15 protein-coding genes are annotated in these 16,487 nt (G+C 62.7%); 6 read left to right on the top strand and 9 right to left on the bottom strand.

The window, feature by feature from the left end:
• Positions 1 to 14 precede the first annotated feature (14 nt).
• Positions 15 to 1,862: an SLC13 family permease gene (locus Q362_RS0100725; protein ID WP_028317101.1), complete on the top strand. Its 1,848-nt coding sequence runs from the start codon at positions 15 to 17 to the stop codon at positions 1,860 to 1,862.
• 305 nt (positions 1,863 to 2,167) lie between these two features.
• Here the strand turns inward: Q362_RS0100725 and Q362_RS23320 are convergent, their stop codons facing one another.
• The gene (locus Q362_RS23320) at positions 2,168 to 2,776 is read right to left on the bottom strand and encodes a hypothetical protein (RefSeq protein WP_157469767.1); all 609 of its coding nucleotides are present in this window, start codon (positions 2,774 to 2,776) and stop codon (positions 2,168 to 2,170) included.
• A 144-nt stretch (positions 2,777 to 2,920) separates the two neighbouring features.
• Here Q362_RS23320 and Q362_RS0100720 point away from each other — a divergent pair, with 144 nt between their 5' ends.
• The 3 genes from Q362_RS0100720 (at position 2,921) to Q362_RS0100710 (ending at position 5,222) form a co-directional block, all read left to right on the top strand.
• Positions 2,921 to 3,544, top strand: coding sequence for a LysE family translocator (locus Q362_RS0100720; RefSeq protein WP_028317100.1), 624 nt, complete (start codon positions 2,921 to 2,923; stop codon positions 3,542 to 3,544).
• A gap of 226 nt (positions 3,545 to 3,770) precedes the next feature.
• Positions 3,771 to 4,478, top strand: a complete 708-nt coding sequence (gene aqpZ, locus Q362_RS0100715) for an aquaporin Z (protein ID WP_342670219.1) — start codon at positions 3,771 to 3,773, stop codon at positions 4,476 to 4,478.
• Between the two features lie 405 nt (positions 4,479 to 4,883).
• Positions 4,884 to 5,222, top strand: a complete 339-nt coding sequence (locus Q362_RS0100710) for a hypothetical protein (RefSeq protein ID WP_211248421.1) — start codon at positions 4,884 to 4,886, stop codon at positions 5,220 to 5,222.
• Between the two features lie 100 nt (positions 5,223 to 5,322).
• Here Q362_RS0100710 and Q362_RS0100705 read toward each other — a convergent pair whose 3' ends face one another.
• The 8 genes from Q362_RS0100705 to ettA form a co-directional block, all read right to left on the bottom strand.
• Positions 5,323 to 6,180: a DUF1186 domain-containing protein gene (locus Q362_RS0100705; protein WP_084312107.1), complete on the bottom strand. Its 858-nt coding sequence runs from the start codon at positions 6,178 to 6,180 to the stop codon at positions 5,323 to 5,325.
• Between the two features lie 103 nt (positions 6,181 to 6,283).
• On the bottom strand, positions 6,284 to 6,949 hold the full coding sequence (locus tag Q362_RS21810) for a YkgJ family cysteine cluster protein (RefSeq protein WP_051553412.1): 666 nt from the start codon (positions 6,947 to 6,949) through the stop codon (positions 6,284 to 6,286).
• Positions 6,946 to 7,377: an MOSC domain-containing protein gene (locus tag Q362_RS0100695; protein WP_028317096.1), complete on the bottom strand. Its 432-nt coding sequence runs from the start codon at positions 7,375 to 7,377 to the stop codon at positions 6,946 to 6,948. The genes Q362_RS21810 and Q362_RS0100695 overlap by 4 nt, the downstream gene beginning before the upstream one ends.
• A 98-nt stretch (positions 7,378 to 7,475) precedes the next feature.
• Complete coding sequence (gene cysK / locus Q362_RS0100690; RefSeq protein WP_028317095.1) at positions 7,476 to 8,396, bottom strand: cysteine synthase A; 921 nt, start codon at positions 8,394 to 8,396, stop codon at positions 7,476 to 7,478.
• A complete protein-coding gene (locus Q362_RS0100685) occupies positions 8,396 to 9,364 on the bottom strand; it encodes a serine O-acetyltransferase (protein WP_035215173.1) in 969 nt (322 codons plus the stop codon). Before Q362_RS0100685 ends, cysK begins: the two co-directional genes overlap by 1 nt.
• A gap of 23 nt (positions 9,365 to 9,387) precedes the next feature.
• Entirely contained in the window at positions 9,388 to 10,023 is a 636-nt protein-coding gene (gene metW / locus Q362_RS0100680) for a methionine biosynthesis protein MetW (RefSeq protein WP_028317093.1), read from the bottom strand.
• Positions 10,007 to 11,161, bottom strand: coding sequence for a homoserine O-acetyltransferase MetX (metX, locus tag Q362_RS0100675; RefSeq protein ID WP_028317092.1), 1,155 nt, complete (start codon positions 11,159 to 11,161; stop codon positions 10,007 to 10,009). Before metX ends, metW begins: the two co-directional genes overlap by 17 nt.
• Positions 11,162 to 11,342: 181 nt before the next feature.
• On the bottom strand, positions 11,343 to 13,028 hold the full coding sequence (gene ettA / locus Q362_RS0100670) for an energy-dependent translational throttle protein EttA (protein WP_028317091.1): 1,686 nt from the start codon (positions 13,026 to 13,028) through the stop codon (positions 11,343 to 11,345).
• A 391-nt stretch (positions 13,029 to 13,419) separates the two neighbouring features.
• On the opposite strand from ettA, the gene Q362_RS0100665 reads away from it, so the two are divergent.
• A complete protein-coding gene (locus Q362_RS0100665) occupies positions 13,420 to 13,947 on the top strand; it encodes an LptM family lipoprotein (protein WP_028317090.1) in 528 nt (175 codons plus the stop codon).
• 216 nt (positions 13,948 to 14,163) lie between these two features.
• Positions 14,164 to 16,431, top strand: coding sequence for a phage holin family protein (locus Q362_RS0100660; protein WP_028317089.1), 2,268 nt, complete (start codon positions 14,164 to 14,166; stop codon positions 16,429 to 16,431).
• The last annotated feature ends 56 nt before the right edge of the window (positions 16,432 to 16,487 follow it).

Genomic DNA, 16,487 nt, shown 5'->3' with positions numbered 1-16,487 from the left:
GAGGACCTCGCGTGATGAATAGCGATCTACTTATCGTTCTCGGCCTTCTCTGTGCCACCATCGTCATGTTTACAGTCAACCGGCCGCCTATGGATGCAGTGGCGCTGTTGATGATGATTCTCCTGCCCATGACCGGCATCATCACCGTGCCTGAAGCACTGGCAGGGCTGGCCGATGCCAACATCGTGCTCATCGCCGCCCTCTTTGTCATCGGCGAGGGACTGGTGCGCACAGGAGTGGCGCAGCAGCTCGGCAATGTGCTGGTTCGCCGAGCGGGCAAAAGCGAAACTCGCCTCATCCTTCTGCTCATGGGCATTGTGGCCGGCGTCGGCGCCTTCATGAGTTCCACCGGCGTGGTTGCCATTTTCATTCCGGTCGTTGTGCGCATTGCCTTCAATCTGAGTATTGCGCCCGGCCGTCTCATGATGCCGCTCAGCATTGCGGCCCTGATCAGCGGGATGATGACCCTGGTGGCCACTGCCCCCAATCTGGTGGTCAACGCCGAACTGACGCGCCACGGATTCGAAGGTTTCGGTTTTTTCGCCTTCACACCTTTTGGCGTGCCCATTCTTCTAATCGCCATTCTCTATATGTTTGTTGCCCGGCATTGGCTCTGCTCCAAAGAAACACTGGCGAACCCAGCCGCCTCCAGGCCCCGTTTTTCCACCTGGATCAAGGAATATCAGCTCAAACAGCGAGGTTTCCGCTTGGCTCTCCAAAGTGGCTCGCCTTGGATCGGACGGACCATCGCGGAACTCAACCTGCGCTCCCGTTGCAGCCTGCACATCGTTTCCATCGAGCGGCGACGACATTTCAGCACCAGCATACTCAGTCCTCAAGCCGATACCGTGCTGGAAGCCCAGGATGTCCTCTTTGTCAGCACCAACAATCCGAAGATTGACATCAATGCCCTCTGCCGGGAAAACCATCTCCTGGAGTTACCGTTTCCCGATGCCTATCTCTCGGATATTTCCCACTCGATAGGGATGGCGGAGCTCATCATCCCGCCGAACTCCAAGCTTATCGGCAAAACCGTACTCGAATCGGGCTTCAGGACCGAATACGATCTGGCGGTCATCGGCCTCAAGCGCAATCAGCAGGCATGGGCGGACCTCATCCGGGAAGCGAAATTTGCAGTGGGGGATGTCGTGCTGGTGGGCGGCTCCTGGCATGCCATCCGCAAGGTCCACCAAAGCGATCATCGGGATCTGATCGTCATGAACATGCCGCTGGAGTTGGAAAACGCGGTGCCGGTCCATGCGAAGGCACCATTTGCCTTAGGCATTCTGGCGCTCGTGGTGGGCCTCATGGTTTGGGGTGTCATTCCCAATGTGCAGGCCGCGCTGATTGGCTGCCTGATGCTCGGTCTCTGCAAGTGCATAGACATGAGCAGCGCCTATCGTTCCATCCACTGGCAGAGCTTGATCCTCATCGTCGGTATGCTCCCCTTTTCGCTCGCCCTGGAGCGTACTGGCGGCATCGAGCTGGCAGCGGGTATTTTGGGCAGGCTGGGCGGCCTGGATCCGCGCATCATGCTCGCCGCGCTCTTTTCCGTTACCGCCCTCCTCGGTCTGTTCATCTCCAATACGGCGACAGCCGTTCTGATGACCCCACTCGCCCTGGCCGTGGCCGGAGAGATGAACGTCTCGCCCTATCCTTTCTGCATGACCGTGGCCCTGGCAGCCTCAGCGGCCTTCATGACTCCGGTTTCCTCGCCGGTGAACACCTTGGTCGTCGGGCCAGGCCGGTATTCCTTTTTCGACTTCGTCCGTATCGGTGTGCCCCTGGCCCTGCTGGTCATGCTCGTGACCGTGGCGTTGGTTCCCCTGATGCTCCCTTTCACACCAGTGAACATGGAATGATTCCGGGAAAACAGCACCATGTTCTTCGGTGCAGGTATTGGCGGAAGAAGAAGGTGTTCATTTTCTGCGCCGCATTTTTCTCATTTCTCCCCTGAGGGCTCGGTTCCCTTTACCCCGCCGGGAAATCGGTTCCAGCCGGTCTCAAGCTGAAAATCGACTTCTGCAGGGATGATTCCCTCCCTTCCTCAACGGAACCGGGACCGGTTCGCTCACCACCGTTTTCCATGAACGGTACGGCAGTTCTGCAAAAAAACGATCAACCGCTATTTTTTACATTCAATGCTTGCTTCACTTATTCGGTTGACCTAATATAGAAACGGGGTTGTTACAGCCCCTCTCCCGTTCTCCTTTGCCGTGTTTCCCCCCTTTTTTCTTTTCTCCTTCACGGCAAAGGAGATTTCTTTTTCTCGCTTTTCTTGCCAGCCACTCTTTGTTGCCTCTGTGTCGCAGGCTAAACGCCCGCCTTTCGAGGAAAGGATTTTCGGACCTCCTCTTCGACGCGTCAAGGCCGTCCTCTTTGATAAAAAAAAATGATTATAAAAATAAAAAATATTTATTTTCATCTTGCCTTTTAAAAAAAGTGCTTTTATTATGAAAGCATCTCCCCACATCAGGTGGCTGTCTCCTGGCCCCTTTGCCGTGCTTTCCCCTCTTTTCCGCGGCAAAGGGGTTTTGTTTTTGTGCCGTCCTTCTGCCTTCCATGGGTGCAATCCAATAAAAAACTCGCCGGTCGTCCGGACGATGCGCCTGGATAGGGATCCTACAGTCCGGGCGGGCACCGCCAGGACAGAAGAGCCCTCATTGCCTGGATCAAGGTTTTGGAGTATTGTTGGGCAATGAAAATATCCTGCCGATACGACAGCACCATACAATACAAAAAACAGCCAAGAGCACTCCGAGTGCGTGATCGGCATCAAAGGGAAAGCCGCTTCCCGCAACAGACATCATGAACGGTGCGGGCCAGGAAGGCGACGGAAAGGCTTCCGTCGCGAGCCTGTCCTGGCGACCGGGACAGCGCATCCATATCGGCAAGATCTCAAAATCTCCTCGATAGCAGCATGTTGATCCATGTGGCATGGGGCGCGGTCTACGGTTTTGCCGCCGCACTCCAACCCGGTCCTTTTCAAACCTATCTGATCACCCGAACCTTGCGCAATGGATGGCGGCACACCCTGCCCGCCGTCTTCGCGCCATTGTTGAGCGATGGTCCGATCATTGCCTTGGTGGTGTCGACATTGCATCAAATGCCGGCGTGGTGGCTCCAGATCCTGCGTTTTGTCGGAGGCCTCTTCGTCTTGTATCTGGCCTTCGGCGTGCTGCACGCATATCGGCATGCCGATGACGGATCATGGGCGCCGGAACCGCCGGCACGACAGGGCGTCTTGCGCGCCGCGCTGGTCAATGTGTTGAATCCGGGACCGTACGTGTATTGGAGCCTGGTCATGGGGCCGCTCTTGCTCGCGGGCTGGCGGGACGCACCGGTAAAGGGAGTGGGGCTCCTGGCCGGTTTTTATGTGACCATGGTCATCAGCTTGGCGGGTATACTTTTGCTCTGTGCCGGCGTGGAACAATTCGGGACGAAAGTGACGCGGCGTCTGTTCGGACTCTCCGGGATCGCGCTGGCCCTTCTTGGCGGATACCAAATCTGGTCCGGGGTGATGGCATGGTGGCACGGCATGTAACTGAACGCCTTGCCGCCGGCACCCGACGTGGCGGAACAACAGGGAACTTCTTTCTGCCGATGGGTTGCCCCGCCCGTTCCTCTTGAACCGGAATGCGGAACCCCGGCAGCGGGGAAGAGCCGGCAAAGGACGATTTAACGCTGGCAATCCCTCTCAAAAAGCAGCACAGTACACAAAATGATGCTTCCGAACCGTTGCAGTAAGGCCACCTGACGTCACCATCACAATACACAAGGAGGAAGTTATGAAAAAGTATGCCGCGGAATTCTTTGGCACGTTTTGGCTGGTACTTGGTGGATGCGGCAGCGCGGTGTTATCCGCGGCTTTTCCGAATGTCGGCATCGGGTTGTTGGGCGTCTCGCTGGCATTCGGCCTGACCGTGCTGACCATGGCCTTCGCCATCGGCCACATCTCCGGCTGCCATCTCAATCCGGCCGTTTCGATTGGCCTCTGGGCCGGAGGCCGGTTTCCGGCAAAAGAAATAATCCCCTATAGTATCGCTCAGGTCGTGGGAGGCATCGCGGCCGGCGGCATTCTGTACCTCATTGCCAGTGGCAAGCCGGGTTTTGACGTGGCAGCCGGTTTTGCTTCAAACGGTTATGGCGCTCATTCGCCGGGTGGGTATGGCCTGGTGGCCGCATTGACATCCGAAGTGGTCATGACCGCGATGTTTTTGCTTGTCATTCTCGGTGCCACCGACACACGGGCGCCGCAAGGTTTGGCCCCGATCGCCATCGGACTGTGCCTGACGCTCATCCACCTGATCAGCATCCCGGTCACGAACACTTCCGTGAATCCCGCGCGCAGCACCGGCGTGGCGGTGTTCGTGGGCGATTGGGCGATTGGGCAACTCTGGCTTTTCTGGATAGCGCCGATCGTCGGCGCCCTGCTTGGTGCGGCAATATATCGTTTTATTGGCAACGAGCAAAAATGATGTCGACGGCCCGGGCAGACCATTCGCGCCGACCGAAGAGTGTCTTTACAAATAAATTTATTTCGACACGCATACAATCGCACAAACACCCGTAGGACTTTTTCCCGTCCCCCGGCAACGGCGATCAATGCTTCACCGAAGACATTGATTGCCGTTTTTGTGTGCATCCCGGCTTGATCCGTCCCGGTTGCCCATCGCGACGTTTCGGCATTCCGGTGCCGCTGTCTCGCCAACAATAGCGCGGGGCACCGGCATCCGCACAAAACCGCCACCCGGTCGCCTTGGCGGCCGGGCCGCTTGCTGAACAGGATCGGCATGGAAACAGCTCCAAACAAATCGCCCGTTCGGAATACAGGGAACGGACCGGATGGATCGGCCCCGGCTTGGTGGAAGAACTGGAAGGTCATGCTGCCGATCTGGGGCATCATCGCCGCCTTCATCTGGCTTGGCATCCGTTTCAACATCGACAACCACGTCATAGCCGGCGGCGTCTTCCTGATCGGCCTGCTGTCCAACGCCTTTGCCTGGCTGCTCGGCATTATCGCCGTGGTGCCCTTCGTCGGGCCACTCATCGTCAAGATCCTTTCCTTCGGCTTTATCTGGCTGCTGAACGCGGTCGGGTATCTGGTCGCCTATGTCGCCATTCGGCGGGGTTATTCAAAAGACGTGCTCACCTATCGGGGCGTGACCATCGCGCTCATCATCGGCATCGTCATCGGCTATATCGTTGGAAAACTGATATGATTCGGAATAGATCCAGCGAAAGCTGGCTACCGTGGCCTGTACGGTCCGCGCAAACCTGTCCTGTCCTCGTGTTCCGCCAACCGGCCCGACCGACGCCCCCCTAATTCCGGTTTTTCTTGCGGGATTTCTTCTCGGCTTTGTGGTTGGCTTTGCTTGTTTTTTTCTTCGCCTTGTCCGTAGGGGTCTGTATCGGCGCCTCCAACTCTTCCTGGTGGAATTCGGCGAACCAGGAGATGTAGGCATGGACATCGACGGGCATCCGTGAAACAACCCAGGAGCGCAGGCGTTCCATGGCTGCCTCTGGACTTTTGGCGTTGGCCGTCTCGATATCGTCCATGGAAATGAAGCCCTTGTGGATGAGGCCCGCCTCGTTGGCCCGGCGCAGAATGGCCATCGACTCGCCGGGATGCAGGTCGCAGAGGGTCGCCGCCAGATTGCCCCAGTAATAGGATTCGCGGTCCGCCTCCTCGCCGGTGAAAAGCCCCTGGAAAAAGCCGACCACCTCGTCCCGGCGGGAAGGGTCGAAGGCGACCACATAGGACAGGGCCTCCATGGCGGCGCAGCGCACGTACTGGTCGACGGCGCGGTTGGTGACCAGCTCCCTCATCGCCGTCATCGAGCCGCCGCAGGTGCGGTACAGGATGGTGGGCAGGGTCTCGGTGGTCATGTCGCCCCAGAGGTCGATCAACTGCTCTTCCGGGACGGAAAAGGCGCGGATGAGCGGCCGATGGGCGGCCGGTTCCTCGAAGTGCGCGAGCAGGGCGGCAGCGTACACATGGGCGTTCCGTTGCTCCAGGGAACAGAGCAGCGGATTGTCGGCCACGGTCTCGACGATCTTGATCAGGTGCGGCACCAGCTCCTGCCGATGGTTCAGGGCCTCCTCGACCTCGCCGCGCAGGTAGGTGTCGCTCAATTGGTCGAAGGCAAACAGCATTCCTCTGATGTCGAAATCACTCATGACGGCGGGCCTCGGCGGATGAAAGGGGAAAGGGAAGAGTGCGGCACTCTAAATGCTTTTGTTCAGGGCGTCAATGAAAGATGCCCGTCGGCCGCGCGGCGGATTACCGGGCGGCGAGCGAGAGGCGGATGCCCGCAGGGCTGGCGCCGACCCGGATGCCCAGGCCGGGGAGAAGCTGAAACAGCGGCCGGCCGAAGGCGAACAGTTCCCGGCCCAGGGAGAGTCCAAAGCGGGAGGCGGCCTGCTCCCGGAAGAGGAGATCGCCAGCCACGGCGGCTTCCAGTTCGGCCAGCAGGGCCCGGACCGTGTCGGGCTGCTGCAGGTCGCGGCGAACCGTTGCCAGATCGGGGCAGGGGCAGGCCTGCTCGTGCTCCCGCATGAGCGGCAGCAGGGGATCGTCCGGTTCCAGGCAGTCGAACCGGGTCAGCAGGTCCTGGCCGGCGATGGCCAAGAGCGGCCCGGTATCCGTGCAGTCGAGCAGCCCGCAGGCCATGGGTCGATGGTCGTAGCGGCGGCATCCCCTGATGGTCTCGTCGTAAAACAGGCAGCACCAGGTGCCGCCCTGTCCCGCCAGTTTGAGGAATTCACGGGCAACCGGTTCCGGCCCCTCGGCCAGGGGCTGAACGGCCAACTCGCCCCGCCGGACCGTGACCAGATCGTCCGGACGCAGCCAGCCGGAACGGATCAGGTGCAGATCCGGACCGTGCAGGGCCGGGCCGCCCTGGCGGCAGCAGGTGCCGCAGCGCCGACAGCCGGCGGCAGCGCTCACGGCATGACGTCCAGGCTGTCGCCCCGGCGGAGGGTGCCGGGCACGATCACCTTGGTGAAGATGCCCTCGCGCGGCATGATGCAGTCGCCCACCTGCTTGAAGATGGCACAGCCCTGATGGCATTTCTTGCCGATCTGGGTCACCTCCAGCACCACCTGGCCGTTGCTCAACCGGGTGCCGATCGGCAGGCTGACCAGATCGAGTCCCTCGGTGGTGATGTTCTCGGCAAAGGCGCCGGGATCGAGTTCCAGCCCCTTGTTGCGCATGAAGTCGATCGACTCCTCGGCCAGCAGGCTGATCTGACGGTGCCAGTTGCCGGCGTGGGCATCGCCGACCATGCCGTGGTCGACCCTGACTTCGATGGAGTCCACCGGCTCCTTGTTGACGCCCTTTGCCCGGCTGATATTCAGCGAAATAATTGTTCCCATATTTTTAACCCGTTACATTGTTGGTTCATTTGTCTGCTGGTTGTTTGGAGCCCTGTCCCTGGTTCGACAAGGAATCTGCCGCCCTCTTCCCCGCCGATCTAGGGCTCCATCAGCTCCGTGCTCAGATAGCGCTCGCCGGTGTCGGGCAAAATGACCACGATCCGCTTGCCCTGGAATTCCGTTCGCACCGCCAGCCGCAGAGCGCAGGCCAGGGCTGCGCCGCCGGAGATGCCGCAGAGGATGCCCTCGGTCCGCGCCAGGTTGCGCGCCTGCAGGATGGCCTCCTCGTTGTCCACGGTCATGATTTCGTCGAGCAGCGCGCGGTCGAGGTTGTCCGGGACGAAACCGGCGCCGATGCCCTGGATCTTGTGCGGGCCGGGCGCGCCGCCGGAAAGGACCGGCGAGGCCGATGGTTCCACGGCCACCACGTGCAGGGCCGGATTGCGCTCCTTGAGGAAACCGCCCGCGCCGCTGACGGTGCCGCCGGTGCCGACCCCGGCGACGAACGCATCGACCCGGCCGTCGCACTGCCCCCAGATCTCCGGCCCGGTGGTGCGCCGGTGCATGGCCGGGTTGGCCGGATTGGCGAACTGATCCGGCATCCAGGAGCCGGACGTCTGCCCGCAAATCTCCCTGGCCCTGGCCACCGCGCCCTTCATTCCCTCGGCCGCCGGGGTCAGCACCAGCTCGGCGCCCAGATGGGCGAGCAGCTTGCGCCGCTCGATGCTCATGCTCTCCGGCATGGTGAGGATCAGCTTGTACCCCCGGCTGGCGCTGACAAAGGCCAGGCCAATGCCGGTGTTGCCGCTGGTCGGCTCGACGATGGTTCCGCCCGGCGCAAGCACGCCGCGCTCTTCGGCATCGTCCACCATGGCCACGGCCACCCGGTCCTTGACGCTGCCCAGCGGGTTCATGGATTCGATCTTGGCCAGCAACTCGACACTGCTGGCCATCCGTTGCAGATGAACCAGCGGCGTGTTGCCGATGGCCCTGGAAAAATCGTCACAGATGGCAGACATCACTTTCCTCCCTCATCCCGGCCGAAATAGACCAGCCGGGGCTGTTCCAGCATGACTCGCGTATCCGGGCCGATCGACTCGGTCAGCCAGACGTTGCCGCCAATGATCGACCGCGCCCCGACCACGGTCTCGCCGCCGAGAATGGTGGCGTTGGCGTAGATGATGACGTCGTCCTCGATGGTGGGATGGCGCTTGACGTTGCGCAGGCGGACGCCGGCATCCCGCGGCAGGCTGAGCGCCCCCAGGGTGACGCCCTGGTAGAGCCGCACCCGGTCGCCGATGGTGGTGGTGGCGCCGACCACCACGCCCGAGCCGTGATCGATGAAGAAGTGCGAGCCGATGGTGGCCTCGGGATTGATGTCGATGGCGGTGCGATGGTAGGCGTGCTCGCTCATGATGCGGGGGATGAGCGGCACCTCCAGTTCGTGCAGCCGGTGGGCCAGGCGGTAGACCATGGTGGCGAACAGGCCGGGATAGCTGAAGATGACCTCGTCCGAATTGGCCGCGGCCGGATCGCCGGTCAGGGTGGCCTCGATGTCGGTCTCGAGCAGGTTGCGGATCGCGGGCAGGCCCTCGATCAGGGCGGCGGCCATCTCGTAGCTCCGTTCATTGCACAGGGTGCAGGCCTGGTTGTGGCGGAAGCAGTCGTGGCGGATGGCCGAGCTGATCTGGTTGGCCAGATGCTCGTAGAACAGGCTGAGCTGCTGCCCCAGATGGTATTCCAGGTTTTCCGGCCGAAGGATGTCCGGCGAGAAAAAACCGGGGAAGAGGATGCGCTGCGCCTGCTCGACCAGGCCGATCACCTCTTCCTTGGAGGGGATCGGCACCGGCTCGATGTGGCTGGCCCAGCGGCCGCCCTTGAAACCGGCGGCCAGGGCGGTCACCGCCTCGGGGATCGGATTGCGCACCCGCTCGGCGGTGACGGTTTCGGTCTTGCAACTGCCGGACAGCACGTCTTGTTTACCCATGATGAACTCCTGAACCCACCGGGTCATGTCACCCGCTCCAGCATCATGATGCCGTAGGTGGCCCGCAGGTTTTTCAATGTTCGCACGATATTGCCCTTGTAGTCGTGGTGGTGGGTGTTGATCGCCACCTCGCGCACGGTGCGCACCCCGAACAGCCGCAAGAACCGTTTGAAATCCTTGATGGAAATGACCCGGATATTCGGCGTGCTGTACCACTCGTAGGGCAGTTGGTCGGTGATCGGCGCCATGCCGGTGAGCAGAAGATGCAGCCGGGCCGACCAGTGGGCGAAATTGGGAAAGCTGACGATCACCCGCTTGCCGACCCACAACAGATCGATGAGCAGTTCCTTGGGGTCGTGGATCTGCTGGAGGGTCTGGCTGAGCACCACCACGTCGAAACGTCCCTCGGGATAATCGCGCACCTCCTGGCGGAAATCGCCCTGGAGCACGGTGAGGCCGCGCTCGATGCAGCGCGCCGCCTTTTCCTCGGCAAGCTCGATGCCGGTGCCGGCCACCTGTTTGTGGCGCTTGAGGTAGTCGAGCAGATCGCCGTTGCCGCAGCCCAGGTCGAGCACCCGCGAGCCCGATTCGATCCAGGAGGCGATCACCTGGAGGTCGAAGCGCATGGAGCCCAGTTCCGGATTAAAGACAGCGCTCATGGTACACCCGGTCGAGAAAACCGCTGATCAGGCCGTCCAGCCGCCTGTTCGGCAGGAGAAAGGCGTCGTGGCCCCACTGGGCCTCGATCTCGCAGAAGCTGACATCGCTGCCGTTTTTCTTGAGCGCCGAGACGATGTCCCGCGACTGGTAGGTGGGGTAGAGCCAGTCGGATGTGAAGGAGACCACCAGGAAGGGCACGTTGGCCAGGGTCTCGTTGACCAGCAGGTTGACGCCGCCGCGTTCCAGGTCGAAATAGTCGGCCGCCTTGGTGATGTAGAGAAGCGAGTTGGCGTCGAAACGGTTGACGAACTTCTTGCCCTGGTGATGCAGGTAGCTTTCCACCTGGAAATCGCCGGTGAAATCGAAGGACAGCGCGCTGCGGTGCAGGCGGCGGCCGAATTTCTCCCGCATGGCCGAATCGGAAAGATAGGTGACATGGCCGATCATCCGCGCCACGGCCAGGCCGTGCGCGGGGCCGGGGCCGTCGTAATAGTCGCCGTTGTTCCACTCCGGGTCGGCCATGATCGCCTGGCGGGCCACCTCGTTGAAGGCGATGGCCTGGGCCGAATGGCGGGTGGTGGTGGCGAGCGGAATGGCGGAGCCCACCATCTCCGGGTAGTCGGCGCACCAGCGCAGCACCTGCATGCCCCCCACCGAGCCGCCGACGAGCGACATCAGCTTGGCAATGCCGAGATGGTCGATCAGGTGCTTCTGGGCGCGCACCATGTCCTTGATGGTGACCATGGGAAAGGCCAGGCCATAGGGTTTGCCGGTGGCGGGATTGATCGACGAGGGCCCGGTGGAGCCGGCACAGCCGCCGAGGATGTTCGAGCAGATGACGAAATAGCGGTTGGTGTCCACCGGCTTGCCCGGCCCGACCATGTTGTCCCACCAGCCGGGCCGCCCGTCGCCCTCGCTGAGATGGCCCGCCACATGGGAATCCCCGGAAAAGGCGTGCAGGATGAGGATGGCGTTGGTGCGCTCGGCGTTCAGTTCGCCGAGCGTCTCGTAGGCGAGCGTGATCGGCCCCAGCCGGACGCCGCAGTCCAGCGTCATTTCGTCCGGCGGACCGGCGAAGGTGTAGAACCTGCGCTCAACCAGCAAAGGCGTGGCCGGCCGGCTCTCCGTGCTGTTCATGGTCGCTGCATCCCTTCAGGGTCGAACCGACCCGCCATTTCCCCACATTGTAGGATTTTCTTCTGTTCGTTATCCGCAGGAATCATGGCTGGATATATAAGCACATCCGAGGAGTTCCGCCACGAGAAAGTACGATGGCCGGCACGCCGGTCCATCCTGCCCGCGCCTTGCCGCGGACGGATCAGTCCCTGGTCAGCTGGCGGTAGCGGATGCGGTGCGGCTGGTCGGCGTCGGCGCCTTTGCGCTTCCTGTAATCCTGTTCGTAGTCGGAGTAGTTGCCCTCGAACCACACCACTTCGCTGTTGCCCTCGAAGGCCATGATGTGGGTGGCGATGCGGTCGAGAAACCAGCGGTCGTGGCTGATCACCACGGCGCAGCCGGCGAAGTTCTCCAGGGCCTCCTCCAGGGCGCGCATGGTGTTGACGTCGAGGTCGTTGGTGGGCTCGTCGAGCAAAAGCACGTTGCCGCCCTCCTTGAGCATCCGCGCCAGATGGACCCGGTTGCGCTGGCCGCCGGAGATCTCGCCCACCTTCTGCTGCTGGTCGCTGCCGGTGAAGTTGAACCTGGCCACGTAGGCGCGGGCGTTGACCTCGCGGGTGCCGAGCCAGATGGTCTCCTGTCCCTCGGCGATGGCCTGGAAGATGGTGTGCTGCGGATTGAGGCTGTCGCGCGACTGGTCGACATAGGCCAGTTTGACCGTCTCGCCGATGCGGATGGTGCCCGCATCGGGCTGCTCCTGACCGGTGATCATCCGAAACAGCGTGGTCTTGCCGGCGCCGTTGGGGCCGATGATGCCGACGATGCCGCCGGGAGGCAGGGAGAAGCTGAAATTGTCCAGCAGCAGCTTGTCCTCGTAGGCCTTGCGCAGCCCCTCGGCCTCGATCACCAGCTTGCCCAGGCGCGGTCCCGGCGGGATGTAGAGTTCCATGTCGCCCGCCGCCTTTTCGCCCTGCTGGCTGAGCAGGTTTTCGTAGGCGGTGATGCGCGCCTTGGACTTGCTCCGCCGGCCCTTGGGGCTCATGCGGATCCACTCCAGCTCGCGGGCCAGGGTGCGCTGGCGCTCGGTTTCCTTTTTCTCCTCCACGGCCATCCGCTTCTGTTTCTGCTCCAGCCAGGAGGAATAGTTACCCTTCCAGGGGATGCCCTGGCCGCGGTCCAGTTCCAGAATCCAGCCGGCCACGTTGTCGAGGAAGTAGCGGTCGTGGGTCACGGCGATGACCGTGCCCGGATACTGCTGCAAGTGCTGCTCCAGCCAGGAGATCGATTCGGCGTCCAGGTGGTTGGTCGGCTCGTCCAGGAGGAGAATATCGGGATTTTTCAGCAGGATGCGGCACAGGGCCACCCGCCGCTTCTCGCCACCGGAGAGCACGCCGCAGCGCATGTCCGCCGGCGGGCAGCGCAGGGCGTCCATGGCCATCTCCAGGCGCGAATCCAGGTTCCAGGCGTCGATGGCGTCGAGCTTGTCCTGGACCTGGGCCTGGCGGTCGATCAGGGCCTGCATGGCGTCGTCGTCCATGGGCTCGGCGAATTTTTCGTTGATGGCGTTGAACTCGTTCAGCAGGTCCACCGTGGCCTGGGCGCCCTCCTCGACGATCTCGCGCACCGTCTTGTCCGCATCGAGCATTGGTTCCTGGGGCAGATAGTCGACGGTGTAGCCCTCGGAGAGGATGGTCTTGCCCTCGTGTTCCCTGTCGATGCCGGCCAGGATGCGGAGCAGGGTGCTCTTGCCCGAGCCGTTGAGGCCCAGCACGCCGATCTTGGCGCCGTAGAAATAGGAAAGGGAGATGTCTTTCAGGATCTGCTTCTGGTTGTACTTCTTGCTCACTTTGAGCATCGAGTAGATGATCTTGTTCGGTTCGTTGGCCATTGGTACTCTCTGTTTTTTTCAGTCAACCGGGCCCCATGATTCGGGCCGATACCGGTTGTCGCGATTGTTCTTTCCCATGAAACGAGGCGGCCATCCCCTTGGACGACGCCCGGCGCCATCTTACCCGCATCCCGCCGATCCGGCAATTCTTCTCGCGAAAAGGCAGTGGTGAGGCGCCCTTACCCCGGAGACACGCCTGGGCGGAATCGTCTTTTTGACGGGAAAAAGCCGTCCTCCCCGCCGGCGACCCGTCACCGGGGCGGCGGCGCTTTTCTGCTTGCTTTCTTCCCGCAGTCCTGCTTTTTTTGGGAACAGCGATCCATAACGAGCCGGAAAAAGGCGGTCGTCCGCCTTGTCCGGACAACAAGCGAAATCTATGCGGAGTGAATGTATGTCGAGAACAGTTCGTTGCCTTCTGATCGCGGCCACCCTGGTCGCCCTCGCCGGTTGCGGCGTCAAGGACAGTGTCACGGAGTTGGTCGGCCTGGGCGGGCCCGACCAGACCGCCTACAGCGGGCCGGTCTATCCGGCCACCGCCACCACCGCCGTCGCCTTTCAACCGGCCCAGGTCGACAGAAACTGCCGGGTGTTCGCCGAGGCGCTGGTGCAGTTTCCGGCCAAATCCTCGGGCCAGGCCGTGGAGGCCGCCGTGCTGACCGAGGCCAGGACACGGGGGGCCGACCGGGTGCTGATCGGCCAGACCCGCCAGGGCGAGGACGACGACGGCCCGCGGTTTCTCTATTACGGTCCGGCCCACGAGTACCTCTGCGCCGAGCAGTGCGGCGGCTGGAAGTTCGGCTACGAAGTCTGGGAGCGGCAAGGCGAGTGGGTGACCCTCGGCTACAGGGAATGGGGCAAGGCCGGCGCGGTCTTTGACACGCCCCTCATCATGCAGGTGGCCCTGCTCCGCTGCCAGTAAGCCGTTTTTCCCCTCTCGCCCGGGTGGGGCGCCCCGTTCGAAATGCGCCAGGCCCTTGCCCGCAGGAATCCTTGCGCGGCAAGGGCCTGACCGTTCCGGCCCGCGCCGGCGGGCAAGACCCGCCGAAAAACCGGTGGATTTTTTGGCCACATCCGGTAACCCTGCTGAAAAACATCCTTTTTTGCGGCTTACTTTTACCTTCGAGGAGGCTCTCGCATGGAATGGAATACACCCGGCGCCCATCGCTGGCGATTTTGTCGCCTGGGCGGCTTCGATCAGGTCCGCCTGGAAACCGGCGAGGATATCCGCCACCTGGCCGAACTGGATCAGAAACTGTGGGCAGCGCTGAGCTGCCCGGTCACCGGCCTGGAGTTCGATACCCAGACCCTGGCTTTGCTCGACAGCGACGGCGACGGCAGGGTCCGCGTCCAGGAGGTGCTGGCGGCGGCGGACTGGACCTGTGCGGTGCTTGCCGATCCGGACAGCTTACTGGTCGGTTCGGCCGAACTGCCCCTTGCGGCCATCGACGCCGGCCATCCGGAAGGGCGGCGACTCCTGGCCTCGGCCCGGCAACTGCTGGCCTATCGCGGCAAACCCGAGGCCGACAGCGTCTCCATGGCGGACGTGACCGATACCGCCTCGCTGCTGCACGAATCGGTCCTCAACGGCGACGGCATCGTGCCGCTGCATGCCGCCGGAGAAGAGAACACCGCGCGCCTGATCGAGGAGATCCTGGCCTGCATGGGCAGCGACGAGGATCGCAGCGGCAAGCCCGGCGTGTCCCGGGAACGGATCGAGGCCTTCTTCGAGGCGGCCCGGCTCTATGTCCAATGGTGGGACCGGGCGACCGGCGACGGCGCCATCCTCCCCTTCGGCGACGCCACCCATGCCGCCGTGCGAAGCTACGCCGCCCTGCAGGGCAAAATCGACGACTATTTCATCCGTTGCGGCCTGGCCGCCTACGATCCCCAGGCGGAGACACCGCTCAACCCGTCCCCCGCCACCTACGAAACCCTGGCCGCCCAGGATCTGCACGGCGCCTCCGCCGAGCTGGCCCGGATCCCCCTGGCGCGCATCCGGGCCGGCCGCGCCCTGCCGCTGACCAACGGCGTCAACCCCGCCTGGGCCGCCGCCATCGGGGAATTCGCCCGGCTGATCGTCACGCCCCTGTTCGGCCAGGCCGAGCATCTGGACGAGGACCAATGGCAGCGGATCAAGGCCACCTTCGCGCCCTACGAAGCCTGGCAGGCCGAAAAGGCCGGCGCCGAGGTCGAGGCTTTGGGACTGGCACGGATCCGGGAAATCCTCCGGGGACCGGACCGCGAACAACTGGAACAGCTCTTGGAGCGCGACCTTCGCCTGGCCGAACAGGTGGCGGGCATCGACAAGGTGGTCCGGCTGGTGCATTTGCACCGCGACCTCTACCGCCTGCTCAACAATTTCGTCTCGTTCCGCGATTTCTACGCCCAGGGTTCCACGGCCATCTTCCAGGCCGGGACCCTGTACCTCGACGGCCGGGCTTGCGAACTGTGCGTCCGGGTGGAAAACATCGAAACGCACAGCCAACTGGCCCTCCTCAGCCGAACCTATCTGGCCTACTGCGACTGCCGGCGCCGCGGCAGCAGCGAACAGATGCTGATCGCCGCCGCCTTCACCGGCGGTGACGCCGACAACCTGATGGTCGGCCGCAACGGCGTCTTTTACGACCGCAAGGGCTGCGACTGGGATGCGACCATCGTCAAGATCATCGACCATCCCATCTCCGTGTCCCAGGCGTTCTGGGCGCCCTACAAACGAATCGCCCGCATGATCGGCGAGCAGATCGAGAAATTCGCCGCCGCCAAGGTCAAGGAGATGGACAGCAGCGCCAGTACCGGCATCGCCAATGCCGGCGCCAAGGCCACCACGGTCGCGGCCGTGCCACCAGCCGCGCCGGCACCCTTCGACGTCGGTAAGTTCGCCGGCATCTTCGCCGCCATCGGCCTGGCTCTGGGCGCCATCGGCACGGCCGTCGCCACGGTCATCGGCGGTTTCCTGGCCCTGCCCCTCTGGGAAATGCCGCTGGCCGTGGCCGGGATCGTTCTGGCCATTTCCGGACCGTCGATGCTGATCGCCTATCTCAAGCTGCGCCAGCGCAACCTGGGGCCGATTCTCGACGCCAACGGCTGGGCGGTCAACGCCAGGGCCGCGATCAACATCCCCTTCGGTTCGACCCTGACCAAGATGGCCGAACTGCCCAAGGGGGCCGAACGGACCCTGAGCGATCCCTTTGCCGAAAAGAAAACGCCCTGGAAGCGGTGGCTGATCCTGCTGGCCCTGCTCACCGCCCTGGGACTGGCCTGGCAGCACGGCTTCATCCAGCAGATCGGCCGGCAACTCAAGCCGTTGTTCACCACCCAGATGGACAAGGCCGAGGGACAGGCAGTGCCGCCGCAGACGTCCGCACCGGCATCGGACAAGCCCGCGCCTCCGCCCGCCAAGTAAGGGCCGCCGCGGAGGTGGAATTTGCGGTTGTCTTCGGTATGTCTCTGTAGCATAGT

This window comes from Desulfobulbus elongatus DSM 2908 (assembly GCF_000621145.1).
Lineage (GTDB): Bacteria > Desulfobacterota > Desulfobulbia > Desulfobulbales > Desulfobulbaceae > Desulfobulbus > Desulfobulbus elongatus.
Note: the sequence above shows the minus strand (reverse complement) of the source record. Positions and strands in the feature narration are given on the sequence as shown.